The organism is Natrinema amylolyticum (assembly GCF_020515625.1).
In the GTDB taxonomy this organism is placed as follows: Archaea; Halobacteriota; Halobacteria; order Halobacteriales; family Natrialbaceae; genus Natrinema; species Natrinema amylolyticum.
In genome coordinates, this window is record NZ_JAIWPJ010000001.1 from 1,789,603 (window position 1) to 1,805,060 (window position 15,458).

General features: G+C 59.7%; 17 protein-coding genes. 8 read left to right on the forward strand and 9 right to left on the reverse strand.

The features are described 5' to 3' along the window. Window positions 1-13: 13 nt before the first annotated feature. Window positions 14-682 (forward strand): NADPH-dependent F420 reductase, encoded by a 669-nt coding sequence (gene npdG / locus LDH66_RS08785; protein ID WP_226480679.1) that lies wholly within the window; start codon window positions 14-16, stop codon window positions 680-682. Between the two features lie 188 nt (window positions 683-870). On the opposite strand, the gene LDH66_RS08790 is transcribed toward npdG, so the two are convergent. Continuing rightward, window positions 871-1,140, reverse strand: a complete 270-nt coding sequence (locus tag LDH66_RS08790) for a thioredoxin family protein (protein WP_007110841.1) — start codon at window positions 1,138-1,140, stop codon at window positions 871-873. 118 nt (window positions 1,141-1,258) lie between these two features. Here LDH66_RS08790 and LDH66_RS08795 point away from each other — a divergent pair, with 118 nt between their 5' ends. Continuing rightward, the gene (locus LDH66_RS08795) at window positions 1,259-1,420 is read left to right on the forward strand and encodes a preprotein translocase subunit Sec61beta (protein ID WP_222916623.1); all 162 of its coding nucleotides are present in this window, start codon (window positions 1,259-1,261) and stop codon (window positions 1,418-1,420) included. A gap of 78 nt (window positions 1,421-1,498) precedes the next feature. Here LDH66_RS08795 and LDH66_RS08800 read toward each other — a convergent pair whose 3' ends face one another. Further along, window positions 1,499-2,188 carry a glycosyltransferase family 2 protein gene (locus LDH66_RS08800; RefSeq protein ID WP_226480680.1) on the reverse strand — a complete coding sequence of 230 codons (690 nt, stop codon included), beginning with the start codon at window positions 2,186-2,188 and terminating at the stop codon, window positions 1,499-1,501. Window positions 2,189-2,539: 351 nt separating this feature from the next. On the opposite strand from LDH66_RS08800, the gene LDH66_RS08805 reads away from it, so the two are divergent. After that, window positions 2,540-2,752, forward strand: coding sequence for a hypothetical protein (locus LDH66_RS08805; RefSeq protein ID WP_226480681.1), 213 nt, complete (start codon window positions 2,540-2,542; stop codon window positions 2,750-2,752). A 1,461-nt stretch (window positions 2,753-4,213) separates the two neighbouring features. On the opposite strand, the gene LDH66_RS08810 is transcribed toward LDH66_RS08805, so the two are convergent. The 3 genes from LDH66_RS08810 to LDH66_RS08820 all read right to left on the reverse strand — a co-directional run bounded on the left by LDH66_RS08810 (window position 4,214) and on the right by LDH66_RS08820 (window position 7,500). After that, window positions 4,214-4,906: a hypothetical protein gene (locus tag LDH66_RS08810; RefSeq protein ID WP_226480682.1), complete on the reverse strand. Its 693-nt coding sequence runs from the start codon at window positions 4,904-4,906 to the stop codon at window positions 4,214-4,216. 395 nt (window positions 4,907-5,301) lie between these two features. Then, window positions 5,302-6,201, reverse strand: coding sequence for a hypothetical protein (locus LDH66_RS08815; RefSeq protein WP_226480683.1), 900 nt, complete (start codon window positions 6,199-6,201; stop codon window positions 5,302-5,304). A gap of 357 nt (window positions 6,202-6,558) precedes the next feature. Beyond that, window positions 6,559-7,500, reverse strand: a complete 942-nt coding sequence (locus LDH66_RS08820) for a pectinesterase family protein (protein ID WP_226480684.1) — start codon at window positions 7,498-7,500, stop codon at window positions 6,559-6,561. A 325-nt stretch (window positions 7,501-7,825) separates the two neighbouring features. Between LDH66_RS08820 and LDH66_RS08825 the strand changes: the two genes are divergently transcribed. Then, complete coding sequence (locus LDH66_RS08825; RefSeq protein WP_226480685.1) at window positions 7,826-8,521, forward strand: hypothetical protein; 696 nt, start codon at window positions 7,826-7,828, stop codon at window positions 8,519-8,521. A gap of 61 nt (window positions 8,522-8,582) precedes the next feature. On the opposite strand, the gene LDH66_RS08830 is transcribed toward LDH66_RS08825, so the two are convergent. Beyond that, the gene (locus tag LDH66_RS08830; RefSeq protein WP_226480959.1) at window positions 8,583-9,206 is read right to left on the reverse strand and encodes a class I SAM-dependent methyltransferase; all 624 of its coding nucleotides are present in this window, start codon (window positions 9,204-9,206) and stop codon (window positions 8,583-8,585) included. 234 nt (window positions 9,207-9,440) lie between these two features. Between LDH66_RS08830 and LDH66_RS08835 the strand changes: the two genes are divergently transcribed. The 4 genes from LDH66_RS08835 to LDH66_RS08850 all read left to right on the forward strand — a co-directional run bounded on the left by LDH66_RS08835 (window position 9,441) and on the right by LDH66_RS08850 (window position 13,314). Then, complete coding sequence (locus LDH66_RS08835) at window positions 9,441-10,277, forward strand: ion transporter (protein WP_226480686.1); 837 nt, start codon at window positions 9,441-9,443, stop codon at window positions 10,275-10,277. A gap of 452 nt (window positions 10,278-10,729) precedes the next feature. Further along, window positions 10,730-12,112, forward strand: a complete 1,383-nt coding sequence (locus tag LDH66_RS08840; protein WP_226480687.1) for an FAD-dependent oxidoreductase — start codon at window positions 10,730-10,732, stop codon at window positions 12,110-12,112. A 612-nt stretch (window positions 12,113-12,724) separates the two neighbouring features. After that, on the forward strand, window positions 12,725-12,943 hold the full coding sequence (locus tag LDH66_RS08845; RefSeq protein ID WP_226480688.1) for a hypothetical protein: 219 nt from the start codon (window positions 12,725-12,727) through the stop codon (window positions 12,941-12,943). Between the two features lie 170 nt (window positions 12,944-13,113). Then, window positions 13,114-13,314: a hypothetical protein gene (locus LDH66_RS08850; protein WP_226480689.1), complete on the forward strand. Its 201-nt coding sequence runs from the start codon at window positions 13,114-13,116 to the stop codon at window positions 13,312-13,314. A gap of 93 nt (window positions 13,315-13,407) precedes the next feature. On the opposite strand, the gene LDH66_RS23275 is transcribed toward LDH66_RS08850, so the two are convergent. From LDH66_RS23275 to LDH66_RS08860, 3 genes are all read right to left on the reverse strand, one after another. Beyond that, window positions 13,408-13,785 carry a hypothetical protein gene (locus LDH66_RS23275; protein WP_425492897.1) on the reverse strand — a complete coding sequence of 126 codons (378 nt, stop codon included), beginning with the start codon at window positions 13,783-13,785 and terminating at the stop codon, window positions 13,408-13,410. 109 nt (window positions 13,786-13,894) lie between these two features. Beyond that, window positions 13,895-14,356, reverse strand: coding sequence for a pyridoxamine 5'-phosphate oxidase family protein (locus tag LDH66_RS08855; protein WP_226480690.1), 462 nt, complete (start codon window positions 14,354-14,356; stop codon window positions 13,895-13,897). A gap of 50 nt (window positions 14,357-14,406) precedes the next feature. Continuing rightward, on the reverse strand, window positions 14,407-15,429 hold the full coding sequence (locus LDH66_RS08860; RefSeq protein WP_226480691.1) for an LEA/WHy family protein: 1,023 nt from the start codon (window positions 15,427-15,429) through the stop codon (window positions 14,407-14,409). Window positions 15,430-15,458: the final 29 nt, after the last annotated feature.

Here is a 15,458-nt window from a genome sequence, read left to right on the forward strand (position 1 = left end):
CCGAGAGGTGGGTATGCGAATTGCACTACTGGGCGGCACCGGCGATATCGGCGAAGGACTCGCGCTGCGGTTTGCACGCGATACGGGCCACGAGATTCTCATCGGCTCGAGAGATCCCGAGAAGGCCCGCGACGCGGTCGCGGAGTACGAGGAGGAACTCGCGGACCGCACCGACGAGGTCGACATCAAGGGCTTCGGCAACGAGATGGCGGCCGATCGCGCGGACGTCGTGATACTCAGCGTCCCGCCGTACTACGTCGGCGACACCGTCGAAGCGGTTTCCGACAGCCTCGATTCGGACTCGGTCCTGGTCACCCCCGCCGTCGGCATGCAGGGCGACGAGGACGGGCTGCACTATCATCCGCCCGAGGCCGGCAGCGTCACCCAGCTCGTCGCGCAGCGGGCCCCCGACGAGGTGCCGGTCGTCGGCGCCTTCCACAACCTCGCGGCCGACGCGCTGTCGAACCTCGAGAACGACCTCGACCTCGATACGCTCGTCGTCGCCGACGATGACGACGCCAAAGACACCGTCCTGACGGTCGCCAACGAGATCGAGGGGCTGCGCGCGCTCGAGGCCGGGCCGCTGGCCAACGCCGCCGAAGTCGAGAGCGTCACGCCGCTGGTCATCAACATCGCGAAGTACAACGACGACATGCACGACGTCGGCGTGAAGTGGATCTAGGCCGGGCTGACGACGCTTCGGACGGTCTTTCGTGCCGATTTATCGGAGCAACCGCAGGTCGGTCGCGGGTATACCGGCAATGACTTCCAACGATCCGTATCAGATCGAACGTATTCAGTCGCGTTGCCGGACGCCGACCGGAGTCAGGACTGCCCGGCGATCGAAAACCGCGAAAAGCTGGTGGTCGTCTACGCCCCGGCCGACTCGAGGGCGTCCTCGATGTCGTCGCGCTGGGTGACGCCGACGAACCGTTCGACGATACCGTCGTCGTTCTCGATGATGAGCGTCGGCAGCGATCGAACCTGGTACTCGTTGGCGATGTCCTGTTGTTCGTCGACGTTTACTTTCTCGACTTCGAATCGGCCCTCCCAGTCGTCCTCGAGCTCCTCGAGGATCGGATCCTGGGTCTTGCAGGGGCCACACCAGTCCGCGTAGAAGTCCTTAAGTGTGACAGTCATGCGGTCAACGCTAGTTGCCCCGCGCCGCGCATAAGGGTTTCCCACTGCCAACCAATTGCCGTGATCGAGGACACGGCCCGGTCGAAAGGTTTAGTTTGAGGGGCCCATAGGAACGACTATGGATAAAGGACAGAACACCGGTGGCCTGATGTCCAGTGCCGGGCTAGTCCGGTACTTCGACTCCGAGGACTCGAACGCCATCCGTATCGATCCCAAGACGGTCATCGCGGTCGGCGTCATGCTGGGCGTGCTGGTCCAGCTGCTGACGTTCGTCTCGTAACGCGGCTACCGGCGACCTTCTTTCACTATCGCCTCGAGTAGCGGCAGCATTGGCTCCGTCTCACCCGAACGCGACGGTTCAGTAGTCCGCGCGGAGCCGTTCGACGTCCAGCCGGAGATAGTGCCACAGGGTCCTCGTCAATCCCGCGTCGGCGATCCGCCGGCCCGAACTCTCGACCAGAACCGTCGGGCAGTAGGCCGTCGGAAACCGCCCGGCGAGCGATCGGCTGAAGGCCGTATCCTCGTTCGCCACGTCGGGAAAGCCACCGATTTCGGCGAAGGCTCGCCGGTGGACGAGACAGTTGAACCCCGGCATGATCGGCCGCTCGAGCCGCGAGAAGGCGTGGTTGATGGTTAACTCCATGGCTTTCGCTCGTCGCGGCCCGGTGATCCGACAGTAGGAACTCGCGGCCGCGAGCCCCTCGGCTTCGACGAAGCCGAGCAGTTCGGTCAGGTAGTTCGCTCGCACCCGCGTGTCCGCGTCGATGAACGCGAGCCACTCGCCGGCCGCGCGGTCGGCCCCGAGGTTTCGGGCGGCGGCGATGCTCGAGCCGTCCTCGCGAAGGACTGTCGCGCCGTACTCGCGGGCGATCGCCGGCGTCCCGTCGCTCGAGTCGCCGTTGACGACGATCACCTCGTAGGCGTAGTCCGTGTCCAGTGCGGCGAGACTCGCCAGCGCTCCCCGGAGGTACTCGGCTTCGTTTCGCGCCGGCACCACGAAACTCACGTCCGGCCCGTCGGCGTCGCCGTCTCGATCGTCGCTCGCCATCGTGTTACCGTGAGAACTCGGCCGCGGGTTCTCAAGGTATCGGAGTCGCGACGGCTCTCGACGGATGGCGGCCGATTGGGCGAGTGCGAGGATTCAGTGGTGAACCGGCACCTCGAGTCATTGAAACCCGCTACGACGGATGCGCCTCCGGCGATCGCATCGCTGTTCTATGCTACCTTTTCCCATGGTATTTGTTTTCAGACACCTGTTCCCAGGGACGATATCCATCATGAACTTTTATAACCTAGCAGCGGATAGGGGTGAGTACAGATGTCGGTCGTACACGTAGCAGTCTGAGTTCGCCGCTGACGACGAGTACCGATTTTCGACGATATCCACATCCCGACCGACATGAGTACACAACGCCTGCAGCCCACGACCGACGCCGAACCGACACGAACCACCACCCGCACGCGAACGACCCCCTCGAGCGCAGCCGCGGACCCGCGAACGGCCACCGATCGCGCCCAGCGGATGTTCTCGCATGGGAATACGGACCGACTCGAGAACCTGATCGACGAGTGGAACGCGGCGTTCGCGAACGAGGACGGACGCGGTTCGTAAGGCCCGATTCGGCGCGCGTTTCACCGGTGAATCCAAACCGTCTTTTGAGCGACGGCGGTAGCTAGACGTGGCCGATGACGATGCACCCGCTCCGAGCCGGACTCGGCATCCGGCGGTGACGAGCCCTATGAGTGCCGAGGCCACCGATTTACTGATACACCAGATAAAATTTAAGAATATTATTAATAAATATCCCAAGAGTATCGAGGTAGCAGACTCAAAATTCCGTAGACTAAGGAATATCGTTCCCACAGCTGTCTGGTTACGTAACCGAAATCAAGAATGTGATGAGAAGGAACAGTTTCGCACCCTTGTTATTCCAGTTCTGATACTGGCTAATGGTTCCACCAGAGCGAGCAGGTTCGGACGTGTCACTCACGTTCGAGTGGTTTGGAATACCACATGCACAGCACGCTGTCAGCAACCAAGTTGACATCGTTGGATTCGCAGTTAGAACACTGATACGATTCGCTGTTGTACTCAGTCGTCCACTCGATAGCGACTTCACCGTTTGCTATGCTGCGCGCGACCTGCTGTAGCGGCCGTGGAATCGCCTGGAAAAGCGGTGTCACCGACTAGTACTTTGGGCCCTCGACCGACTCGGCAGTACTGCAGTAGGAGTCTGCTGCATCACGGTACGCGCTGGATGCGCCGTCAAGTCCACCAGCGAGCTTGGTTTCTACAACCAGTTCCTGCAAACAAGCTTGCTGTGCAAAATGCTCGAGAGTCGTCTGGAGATCAGTCCAAACGGCACTGGCCCCGGTCCCTCGATACCCAGTCCGATCCGGACGACCAGCGACGCGATAATAGATACATCAGAGTAACTCTTTTCCACAAATATATAATGGACTAATATAATATTAACTATTCGATCGTCGATTTGCGGTGGTCGGTGTCGGTAGGTTCGTTGTCAAAAGACAGTACGAGGGTGCCGACGTCCGCGACGAGAGGACACATCTGTCTGCGACCGGTGATACCGAGGGCTTCTTCGGCGTGGCTGTCGAGCGGGCAAACAGTAAGTCCAGATTCGCCCGTTCGCAGTTCGGTGGCGTACGCTGCATAGCGCTGTAGGCTTCTTCCATCGTCTCAGTTACATCGATCACTGCGTCGTTTACGACAGGTGCGTAGGAGTCGATCACGTCGGCTGCGGCGGGGGTCGACACAGCCAGACAGACGAGATCGAACGAGTCGAGTTCGTCCTCGATCACAGCCTACCTGTCGACTGTCCCGGCTGCCTGGCATGCAGTGGCTCCCTCTGTATCCAGAAAGGAGACGCTGGTCTTCTTGAGACCGTTTTTTGAGCGCGGATCCAAGCCAGCGTCCCATCGCACTAACACCGACGACGAGTGTCTCAATAGGGCGTTGCCAACCCGGCTGCCGACAAAAACAGTTCGATGCGGGGAGGTTTCTTTCGGGCTATGTGGAGTGGTCGGCGCTGATGCAGGTCAAATGGTGTGGCGATTATCGAGATGAATTGAATGAACTGCATGTCTCGGTTACCTCCCGACTTGAGCCGTCATCACTGTCAACGCGAACAGGATCTCCACTGAGACTATATGTGAATGTGTATGAAACAGTCCCCCCGGGCGATTGTACGAGACCGATCTCTCCGGTATGCTCTGAACCATCACATGCAGTTTCAGATTTATCGCTCGAAAATACAAAAGGACGATACGTAGTTTCTAATTGGGTAGTTTCGTCCGGGCCAACGACGAGATATTCCCTCTGTGAGTTAGATTCCTGGCGACGGCCAGAGCCAACGACACTCGGTCCCTGTTCAAAAGAGTCAATATCAAACGAGTCGCTCTGAATATCAACCGTTGGGTTTGGTACATCCCTATAGATTCCGACAAACCGAATCAGAAGGGAAGCAGTGCCTGTATTGTGAACCTCAAAAGAAGCCCTTCCGTCTGATAACATTTCTATATTTTGCATGGCCCCATGAGCGGGTTCCCACACCCACTGCTTAATCCAACCGTCAGCAGTCTTAGCCTCCACGTAGAGATCTTTGGAGATATATGACTCTAGTCTATCAGGGAACACGACGTTGAACCGAACACTATCCTCCGGCCGAGTGATCTGTTGATATTCTTCGTCAGTGGCGTGGTTGACTAACGCCGCCTTCTCAATTTCTACGTTATCTTGGAATTCCACTACCAATTCTGTACCGTCGTAAGTATAACTCTGAAAAACTTCGCTTTTAGAGGGAGGTGATGTTGAGTTCAATGCTCCACAGCCACTTATTAATATCGCACTGCTACAACATAACGCAGCAAATTCTCTCCTTCTCATAAATTCAAATCACCACACAGAAATATAAATCTGTTGCTCGAATGGATTGTGAAACTGACTTTCGATACTTCGGCAGTATTGATCACTAGGTGGTAGCGGAGGTGGTGAAATAGCTTCGCCAACTACGTCTTTTATTTTCGATTCAGAAGATAACAATCTGGATCAGGAACGCGAGCACATCCAGATCCAGATATTTTATCGTAGTCGATCCAGCGGACCAATTTGATCGATTACTCGCTCGTGAAGTACTGACTTTATTAGTAACCCACTCTGGTGTAATAGTCCCAAGTCATGGGTGTCCAGTCGTCGAAATCGATCTGAGATTCGGAGCCGATATCGACAAATGCGATCATATCCACAACGGTGCGATCTTCGCCCTCCCAGGACACGACATAATCACCACCTGGCCCGGGAGTCCACTCGTCTGGCCCAAAGGTCCCGTCGTCGTATTCTACAACCTGATCTGCACCAAAGGCTACACCGTTGACCTCAGCGTATTGTCTGACAGTAAGTCGTTCATCGTTAACGTCGTAAGTGGTACTGGGATCGCGGTCGTGGAACGTTATATCATCGTACTGGTTGTCGTGTATCTCCGACTTCAGCTCTTTTACCTGTGCACTGCTACACCAGGTGGACTCATCGGTTACTTCAGCCTGCTCCCACAGCTCAACGATGTATCGGTAGTCACCGTTACTGTCTTGAACGATGTTATTATCGCTGTCAACCGCTTTGTAGACCGTACAGAGATGTTCAATATCAAAGTCTGCATCATCTCCAGGCTTACAGTCAGGAGAGAGTTGTGCAGTGTCCTTCCAGTGATCCACATACGTGAGATTCTGGAGGTTTCCAGCTTCACCCTCCTGCGCTATTTGCACGGAGTCACCAGATTCGAGCGATGAAGAGGGGTTTCGACCCCTCTGCTCCATCGTCTCCTTCCACTCTTGTTTAGTCCCACCATTCTCCGCTTTTAGTTTAACACTCCCACTAAGTGTGGCATCGGCCGATTGGCCTTTTCCTTTCCCACCACTCTTTCCTGGGTGTTCATCATCGTGCTTCTTACCACTTGCTCCCTGGACGCCTGCAATGCCGGTGAGAGCGAATGCACCCGTAGTTGATAGTACTTTTCTCCTGGACGTTTTGTTATCTTTCTCCGTCACGATCTAATTTTGATAAGCATATATATTAAATCTTTATATTAGCTATATACTATATTTGATATCCAAAATATAATTAAAAATCAATAAAATAGTGGTAATATGGGTGCAGAGATGGGTCCATCAGTATACTAATATATAGTCATCCTACTGAATATGGCCGGTTCATCTACCCGCCTTGCCCTCTGCCTCACCATCAGTCTCTTCACTGGAAGCACACGTGGTTTCCTGTTTGTCCCTACCCCGACCACCATTCCTGCACTCGTCTTTGCGATCGGTTGGTACTGGTAAACCGTCCGGGTTCGAGTGCCGAGGCCGACTTTCTACACACAATTGCTCGAGGAGAAGTGACGCAGCAAATCACTCGATCGCCTGCTGCCAGTGCTGATCGGACTGTCGGGTATCGCCTCCGAGAAGGACGTTTTCGATGGCGTACGCGTCGGCCTCTGCCGGTGTCAACTTCTCAGACCAGCTCACCCGTTCGTCCGCCGGTTTCGCACCGGGGCCGTGGTTATCGTACTCCGCGTATGTGACAGTGTCCTCCGCGTCCGGACGGGACCAGTTGTGCCACCCGGCCAGGTGAATGTGCGGGTCCATCCGTGACTCGATAAACGCGACGTGCGCATGGTCTCGCCAGGGTCGGCCCAGGTACACTTCCGAAACCGCCGGATCAGCGGTCAGCGTACAGTCTCTGAAAACGTACCCGAACGGTTCGCTCTGGGGCGTGGAAGCCGCCGTAATATACGAATCGGCTTTCGAATGGATATCGCACCGTTCGAACACGGCGGTGGACCCTCCGAATACGAAGTCAGTCGTCCCTTCGATATGGCACCCGTCGAAATACTGTCGACAGCCGTCACCAGCGGCGTAGACCGTGTCTTGATTCCCGACGAACCGACAGTTTTCGAAGACGGCTTGATCGCTCTCTACGTGCAGTGCGACGGCCTGCCCCTTGTCCGGTCCGGCGCTGTTCCGCACCGTCAGGTTGCGCGCACGGAAATCGTTCCCGCAGACCTTCAGCGTATACGTGAAGAACGTACTGTTCCGGCCTCTCCCGATTTTCTCGAAGTGGTCGTCGTGAGTGACGATCGTCCCGTCCTCGCTCTCTCCGACCAAGTCGATCTTCGGATTCCACGAGTGAACCGTCACTTTCTCCGTATATACGCCGTCTCTCAGGAAGATCGTGATCCGATCCGAGGGGAACGATTTCGCCCCGTCGATCGCTGCTTGAACGCTCTCGTAGTCTCCGTCCCCCGCCGGATCGACGACGTAGTCGTACCGATCACTCTCACCAGAACCCATTCGTACACCTTCCCATTCGCCACCGACTCGTATGCTCTTCGGCTCTCGTCCGCGCCTCACTGGCGGAGACGCCGGTATCGGGGACCGAACGGGTCGCCCCCACACCGACTCGGAACCACCGACCCCACGTTCCGACATGCTCGGCGGACGACGGCGGAATCGAGTCAGAAAGCCGCCCCGTCCGAACCGCAGTGGCCCGGTTCCTCGATCAGAGCGGTCGTCCGCGAGACCGGACTCGAGTAGACGGGTATTTTCCGCTGGAGCCCATCTATCTGATAATGCACTCGGAAACCGATTATACTAGCTTGCTCGAGAGTTTCACCCAATGAACCCGACTCGCGTCGACTTCGCGGTTGACCTCGCGTACGGGATTATGATTTTCGCTGCGGTCGCGCTCATCGTCGCGGTAGAAACCGGGATCGGCATCGCGTTCGGACTCGGTGTATTGGCCTCCTACGTCATCCACGTCGCGTGGAAGATGGCCCGATTCGACCCCGACTGGATGACGACCGAGGTCGCCGAGCGGGTCGAAGAGACGGTCAGCGATACGGTCAGCAGAGAGGTCGAAGAGACGGTTAGCGATACAGTCAGTAAGGAAGTCGGAGAGACCGTCAGCAAAGAGGTCGAGGAAACGGTCAGTGATACCGTTAGTAAGGAAGTCGAAGAGACGGTCAGTGATACGGTCAGCAAAGAGGTCGAAGAGACCGTCAGCGATACAGTGAGCAAAGAAGTCGAAGAGACCGTCAGCGACACGGTCAGTAAGGAAGTCGACAACGTGGCCGAAAAAGTCGGGGAGACCGTCAGTGAGGACGTGACCAAGACGGTCGAAGAGACGGTTACCGACACGGTCAGCAAGGAAGTCGAGGAGACGGTCAGTGACACTGTCAGCGAGGAGGTCGAAAAGACGGTCAGCGAAGCAGTCGACGAGTCGTCCGACGACGACTCGGTCGAGACGGACGACGACGATTCGGAGTCCGATGGACGAAAAGAACCGCGTCCCTCGAGTTCGGGAGCGAAGTAACCCGGAACTGGGTCGGCTGGATCCGGATCCAGCGACCGCCTCGAGACGCCAAGCGGACGGACTACTCCTGTGACGTGCGGAACGCGCGGACGGTATCTCGCTTCCCCGACTCGGCGTCGACCTCGTGGAGGCCCAACTCGGTGAACACGCGGTTCCAGTCGCGGTGATAGAGCGGAAAGTCGTCGTTGACGTAGCTCACGTCGGGCTCGGCCGACTCCGACTGACCGCTCTCGCCTTCGTTCTCGACGGTAACGAGGAGGTCGTCGGTGATCCGGGTCAGTTCCTCGAGCACCCACTCGGCGTCCGGGTGGATGTGCTGGAGCGTTTCCACGGAGTAGACGACGTCGAACTGACCGTCCTCGAAATCGCCGACGACGGCTTCGATCGTGTCGTGGTAGAACGTCCCGTCGGCGGCGAGGTCGGGATAGGTCTCGTCCATCACGTCGAACGCGTCGTCGTTGACGTCGATTCCGTGCAGGTTCTCGAACCCGTTATCGTGGAGGTGTGCGAGGTGACGACCCGAACTACAGCCGAGTTCGAGGACGGCCGCGTCTCGATCGACGAACCGCTCAAGTCGACTGCGGACCGCCTCGCTGCGCTTGTCGGGGCCGTAGTAGGCGTAATATTCCGGTGAGTACGCGCCGGTCCGCTCTGCCCACTGGCGACGGACCTCGTTAGAATTCACGTGTGTCATTCCCGGCGGACACCTAAAGGCTAGTCGACTCCGCCCGGACCGCACGGACAGTCTCGGAAACGTCCCTCTCGTCGCCACCGAAAGCCACTGACACCTGATCGCATTCGAGAAACGGCCCGCGGATCGGGCCGGTGAGCGACCGGCTGAGCCGGACGCGTCGAGACCACACTTTCCGGCCGAGAACCCGAGAATCTACGTGTCCCCCTCGAGGAATGGGAGTGTCGAATGTCCACTGATTCGTCGCGCGGCGGCCGCGATCGACGCGAACTCGTCCGCTTCTACTTACTGGACCACCGGACGCCGCTGGGGAAGGCGATCGACATCGCACTGCTGACGTTGAATCTGGTGTTCGTCGCCGTCTTCGTCGCGGAGACGTATCCGCTCTCCGAGGGGCTTCGGTCGACCCTCTGGCGACTCGAGGTCGCGATCGCGGTCGTGTTCCTGGCGGAGTACTTCCTTCGGCTGTACGGCGCTGCCGATCGCCTCGCGGAGTTCTTCAGCGCGTACACGATGGTCGACCTGGTCGCGATTCTCCCGACGTTCCTCGTACTGCTTCTGCCCGGAGCGACGGTCGCTAACGTCGGCTTCCTCCGCGTGATCCGGGTCGTTCGAGCCCTCCGGTTCTATCGCTTCACGCAGGACGCGGAGTTCTTCTTCGGAACGATCTCGGACAACGCCTTGCGCGCGTTGAAGTTGCTGTTGACGGTGCTGGTCCTCCTCTTCGTCTCCGCCGGTCTATTCTACAGCGCGGAACACGCGGTTAATCCCGACGTCGGGACGTTCGGCGACGCCTTCTACTACGTCGTCGTCGCGCTGTCGACCGTCGGATTCGGCGACATCGTCCCGATCACGGTCGCGGGGCGGTGGGTCACGGTGGCGGCGATCCTGGCCGGCATCATCGTCATCCCGTGGCAGGCGAGCAAGATCGTCCGCGAGTGGAGCCGGCGGGAGAAGATCGACGTCACGTGTCCGAACTGCGGGCTCTCGTCGCACGACCGCGACGCGTCACACTGCAAGGCGTGCGGCCACGTCATCTATCAGGAGTCCGACTCCGGCCAGTAGTCCGACCGTCGCTGCCGATGCGGGCCGAAACCGATCACCCGACTACGGATGTCGTCGGTGGAGTTTACAATTTCCATGCAGTTCCTTCCCGTTTCACCGGAGCGCCGACGAGGTATCACAGTTCGCACACAGGTCTTCGCTCTCCGACTCGAGGCGAACGCGCCTCCCGGTACGTCGAATGTCGAGACTGTTCGACCCGATACCGATACGACAATCGGGACGAGAGGCGAGGCTGAGAGCGTGAAAACGGGGAATATCTGATCCATGAAGGGATGATAGAGGGGCCGGATCGTCCGAGACACGGCTTTGAGCCCCTCCTCGTTGACGGTCTCTCACGCGCGAGGATTCAGTCGTCGATAGGGGTTTCGTCGACCGTCGAAAGTTCGATCGAAAAAATATGAGTTATAGGTCTGGAGTCGAGCGGTTGATATACCGACCCACACGATCCAATAATGTCTGGTAAATACGACTTAGTAATCGTCGGCGGCGGTATCAGTGGTGCGTCGCTTCTCTACACGACCGCGAAGTTCACTGATATCGACTCGATCGCACTGATCGAGAAGGAATCGGAGATCGCAGCGATCAACTCCCACCACACGAACAACTCCCAGACCCTTCACTTCGGGGACATCGAGACTAACTACACGCTCGAGAAGGCCGAGGAGGTCAAAGAGGGCGCGGAGCTCCTCGCCGGCTATCTGGAGAATCAGGACCCCGACCGGGAGATGCACGCCAAGCGCAGCAAGATGGTGCTCGGGGTCGGCGACGAGGAGGTTGCGGAGCTCGAGGAGCGCTACGAAGACGAGGGCTTCGGCGACCTCTACCCGAAGCTCCGTCCGATCGACCGCGAGGAGATCGGTGAGATCGAACCGAAGGTCGTCGAGGGCCGCGACCCCTCGAAGGATATGCTCGCACTTCAGACGCCGGACGGCTACGTCGTCGACTACGGCGAGACGACGAAATCGTTCGTCGAAGAGGCGAGAGACGAGGCGAACGTCGACGTGTTCACCGGAACGAAGGTCGAGGACATCACGCCGACGCTCGACGGGTACACGATCGAGACGAACGGCGGCCGCTTCGACTGTGACGCGACCGTCGTCGCCGCCGGCTCCCACAGCCTCCAGATGGCCAAGGAACTCGGCTACGGCCAGGACAAGGTCCTGCTGCCCATCGCGGGGAGCTTCTTCCTCGCCGACGACCTCCTGAACGGGAAGGTCTACACGCTCCAGATGAAGAAACTGCCCTTCGCCGCCGTCCACGGCGACGCTGACGTCCACGACGGCAGTATCACGCGATTCGGGCCGACCGCGAAACTCGTTCCGACGCTCGAGCGCGGTCGTATCTCGACCGTGAAGGACTTCCTCGACGTCTTCGGGCTGAACGCAGCAGCCTTCCTGAGTTATGCCAACATTCTCTCGGATCGGATTCTCCTGCCGTACGTGCTCCGGAACCTCGTCTACGATCTCCCGAACGTCGGCCGGAAACAGTTCCTGCCACACGTCCAGAAGGTCGTCCCGAGCGTCGAACTCGAGGACATCGAACGCGCCAAGGGCTACGGCGGCGTCCGGCCCCAGATCGTCGACACGAAGAACAAGTCCCTCGACATGGGCGAGGCCAAGATCGTCGGCGACGACGTCATCTTCAACATCACGCCGTCGCCGGGCGCCTCGACGTGTCTCAAGAACGCTATGCGCGACACGCACACGCTGCTCGAGTTCCTCGACGACGACTACGAGTTCGACGAGGCGGCGTTCCGGTCGGAGACGATCGACAACTTCCCGCGTGCCGACGACTCCGACGGACCGAAAGCGGTCAAACCGAGCGCTGACGACTGAGCCAGCGTCAGGCGCTGCCCAGCATCTTCCGAACCCTGTTCGAAATCCGTCGTAGCAGCGACGAGACGGTTTCGTCGGACCCCGTATCTGTGGCGTTCGTCTCCGCTGGATTCGGTTCTGGTTCCGTCGACACGGAACTCGGTCCCGAACCCTGGGACGCGTGTTCACAGTACGGACAGGCGTCGTTCTCGTCGGCGTAATACGGCAGGCCGCACTCGTCACACGCCGTTCGGTCTCCCCGTGTGGACGTTTCGGTGCTCATCGGCCCGGTCGATATAGGACTGCGAGCACAATATAGTTCAGTCCCGGCTGACGAGACAGACAGTCGTACTCACACGTTAGGAGCCGTCTCCGGTCCTCGTTCTGCGGATCCGACTGTCGTTCACACCGTTACTGCTCTCCTCGAGACACCGGAGAGCGAACGGTCGTGGTCTCGGTGTCTCCCTCGAGACTGCGACGATCGGAGTCGATCGAGAGGGACCGACGACTGTCCTCCGCGCCAACGTATCCACCGTTGCTCTTCTCACGTCGGGGAAACAGTACTTCGTTCCGACCAGATTGGTTGCTACCAATTCGCATACTCTTTTACTGCCGTTCGTCGTATTCTGCTGTATGATGGATGATACGAAATCACGGCTCGCGGAGACGACGAAAGAAGCGGCGGAACGGCAGACGGCGACTGCGAAACGAGAGCTCGGACGGGCGATGCTCGATGCGACGAACGAGTACTTCCCCGAACAGGCCAAAAAGCAACGGCGACGGGACATGGCGCGCGGCTTTCTCATCGGTGCCGCAGTGGGCGTGCTGGTTCGCGAGGCGCTTCGCTGGTGAGCGCGTTCGACGGCCCACCGGCGAACGAAACGGCGTCTGCTTTTTGACCGGTCGTCTCCGAGACGCGAGCGTCGCCTTCGTATCCGTCTCCCGGCTGGCCGGGTCGATCTTTCCGGCCGTGCATATGCGGCGCACAGTTTAACCACGGTGGCGATGTCACGGAACGAGTAATGAACGACCCGCCGGAAACCGTGGCCGAACTCGCACGGATCGTGACCGAACTCGAGCGGATCGCCGACGACGTCGACGACGACGAGACCGCGTACCGATTCGAAGAGGCGATCCGTCACATCGAAATCGGGGTTGGCGAGTGGGCCAGCACCGACTCCGAGGCGAGTGCCGTCGCTGGCGACCGATTCGACCTCGAGTGAGGGCGACGGTGTCGGTGAACCGCGCTCGACCGCTTCGATTTTCCTGCCACGAGACGAATTCCGATGGTGCCGTCCAGAGCGGCCGTTCGTCGCTCACTGAGCCGGTCGCTCGTACCCGTCGTCGAGTACGAGAGCGTAGCCACAGCGGCGACCGATCGAAGCGGGCACTGACGGTGAGCACAGCAGGCATCGACGGTTAACAGTGGCGTTTCGCATCGACTTCCTCGAGTTGATCGCGCGTCGCCTCGCGGGACGTCCTCCAGTACGCCGCGTACGCCTCATCCAGTACGCTGCGTACGTCTCGTCGTGTGCGAGGTACGGCGTGAGTACGCACGACCGGCGGACGGACACGTCGCCGCGGCCGTCCCACTCTTTGACGGGGACGCCGAGATCGCGTACGAACGATGCGGGCGCATCGCCGTACGCCGCTTCCCGAAGGACGATCTTCGAGGTGACGAAATCGTCGCGCACACGGGTTCCGATCGATGCGAGATGGCCTCGTACAGCGCCCCTCTCGGCCGACTCGCGCGGCCGATCATTGCGGACACCGATCGCCCGTCCGACGGCTCGAGCCGTCCCCCTACGCTGTGCGGTCGCTCGTACCCTCGCCCATCCGCTCGCTGTAGTCCCAACTGTAGATCTCTCGGGGCTCGATCCGGATCCCGACCTCCTCGCGGTCCTCGTCGAGCAACCACTCGGCGAGCGAGGAGTCCGCGTCGCCGAGGTAGCGCTCGACGAGGTCCCGCAGGACTGGCCTGCCGTCGGGTTCGATTTCGACGGTGCCGGTCCCCCTGATCCCGCGGTAGGGGATGTCGTTCGTCGAGATATCGAACGCGATCTCCGGATCGTTCCGGAGGAATCGCACCACGTCCGCGCTCGCCTGCGTCGCACACTCGAGTGCGCCGTCCCGATAGCGAAACCACAGCGTGACGAGCCACAGCGAGCCGTCCGGCCGCTGAGTGGCGATCCGAATCGGTACGGTCGTCTCCTGCAGGAAGGCCTCGACGTCGGCTTCGGTCCACGCCCCGCGGAAGTCGGTCATATCTGAGACGTTCGGGGAGCAGTTTGAAAAAGCTCGACCCAACAGCGGTCTCAGGACTGATTCGCGGTCGAGGGCTGATTTCGAGTCCGGTCCGATCCTTGGTCCGACGAGGCGGCCGTATCGGCGTCCGCCGACCCGGCCGCCTCGGTGTCCGACGATCCGAGCATGTCCGTCCGGACCGGCCGCTCGTAGGAGAGGAACTCCAGCGGGACCTCCCGCTCGGCTCCGGCGAATTCGAGCGTCGCGTCGAACTCGACCGACAGGTTCGACGTCTCGTCGTTTCGGAGGTGCGTCACCCACCACTCGTCGAGCGTATCGGTGTCGATCGTCGCGTTCGCCTCGATCGTCTGCGTGCGCTCCGGTTCGAGGAGGAGCTGCTCGCCGGCGACGCCGTCCCCGACGACGATGCCGTTCAACTGGACGGTGTATCGGATCTCCGCGATCGGGATCGGTATCGCCGTCGGGTTCGTGACCGTCGCCGAGGCGTCGATCGGCGTTCGGTTCGGGGTGGCGTTCCCCCACTCTGCGTCCGTCTCGTTGACGACGAACAACGTCCGTCCGCCGGCTTCGAACGCCTGGTTCTCGGTCGTCCGTAACGGCTCGAGCAGATCCGTACGGACGGTCCGGGTCTGCGTCCACCGATCCGCCGAGCGCCGAATACCGGCGTGCTCGACGACGACCTCCGGTTCCATTCGCACTGTGGTCGTCTCGTTTCGCTCGACGTGACTCGCCCACCACGCCGGAATGTCGTCGTTGTCGAGCCACGTCGAGACGGCGATCTCGCTCTCCGTACCGGAGTCTATCTGCCGTTGGCGCTCCGTGGCGACCTCGACGTCGTTCAGCGAGACGGTGTAGGAGACGTCCGCCGCGGCGTCACCGACGCGAAGCAGTCGTGGATCGTCGACGGCGATTCGGGTTTCGATTTCGGTCCGCTCGCTCGTGACGGTCCCCCACTCGTTGTCGACCGATTCGACCTGCGGTCGATCCACTGCGAACAGCCCGTACGCCGCGGCCGCGACGACCAGGAGGATCGCGACGAGAAGCACCATCCACGTCCGACGACCGGGAGCCATCTATCGAAACCCCCTCGCGACCGCAGTTC

Bases quoted from the DNA above. Each gene is read 5' to 3' on its own strand.
- LDH66_RS08845 (WP_226480688.1), top strand. From the start codon at position 12,725: ATGATGGATGATACGAAATCACGGCTCGCGGAGACGACGAAAGAAGCG.
- npdG (WP_226480679.1), top strand. From the start codon at position 14: ATGCGAATTGCACTACTGGGCGGCACCGGCGATATCGGCGAAGGACTC.
- LDH66_RS08800 (WP_226480680.1), bottom strand. From the start codon at position 2,188: ATGGCGAGCGACGATCGAGACGGCGACGCCGACGGGCCGGACGTGAGT.
- LDH66_RS08820 (WP_226480684.1), bottom strand. From the start codon at position 7,500: ATGGGTTCTGGTGAGAGTGATCGGTACGACTACGTCGTCGATCCGGCG.
- LDH66_RS08835 (WP_226480686.1), top strand. From the start codon at position 9,441: ATGTCCACTGATTCGTCGCGCGGCGGCCGCGATCGACGCGAACTCGTC.
- LDH66_RS08795 (WP_222916623.1), top strand. From the start codon at position 1,259: ATGGATAAAGGACAGAACACCGGTGGCCTGATGTCCAGTGCCGGGCTA.
- LDH66_RS08840 (WP_226480687.1), top strand. From the start codon at position 10,730: ATGTCTGGTAAATACGACTTAGTAATCGTCGGCGGCGGTATCAGTGGT.
- LDH66_RS08855 (WP_226480690.1), bottom strand. From the start codon at position 14,356: ATGACCGACTTCCGCGGGGCGTGGACCGAAGCCGACGTCGAGGCCTTC.
- LDH66_RS08805 (WP_226480681.1), top strand. From the start codon at position 2,540: ATGAGTACACAACGCCTGCAGCCCACGACCGACGCCGAACCGACACGA.
- LDH66_RS08850 (WP_226480689.1), top strand. From the start codon at position 13,114: ATGAACGACCCGCCGGAAACCGTGGCCGAACTCGCACGGATCGTGACC.
- LDH66_RS08860 (WP_226480691.1), bottom strand. From the start codon at position 15,429: ATGGCTCCCGGTCGTCGGACGTGGATGGTGCTTCTCGTCGCGATCCTC.
- LDH66_RS08790 (WP_007110841.1), bottom strand. From the start codon at position 1,140: ATGACTGTCACACTTAAGGACTTCTACGCGGACTGGTGTGGCCCCTGC.
- LDH66_RS08825 (WP_226480685.1), top strand. From the start codon at position 7,826: ATGAACCCGACTCGCGTCGACTTCGCGGTTGACCTCGCGTACGGGATT.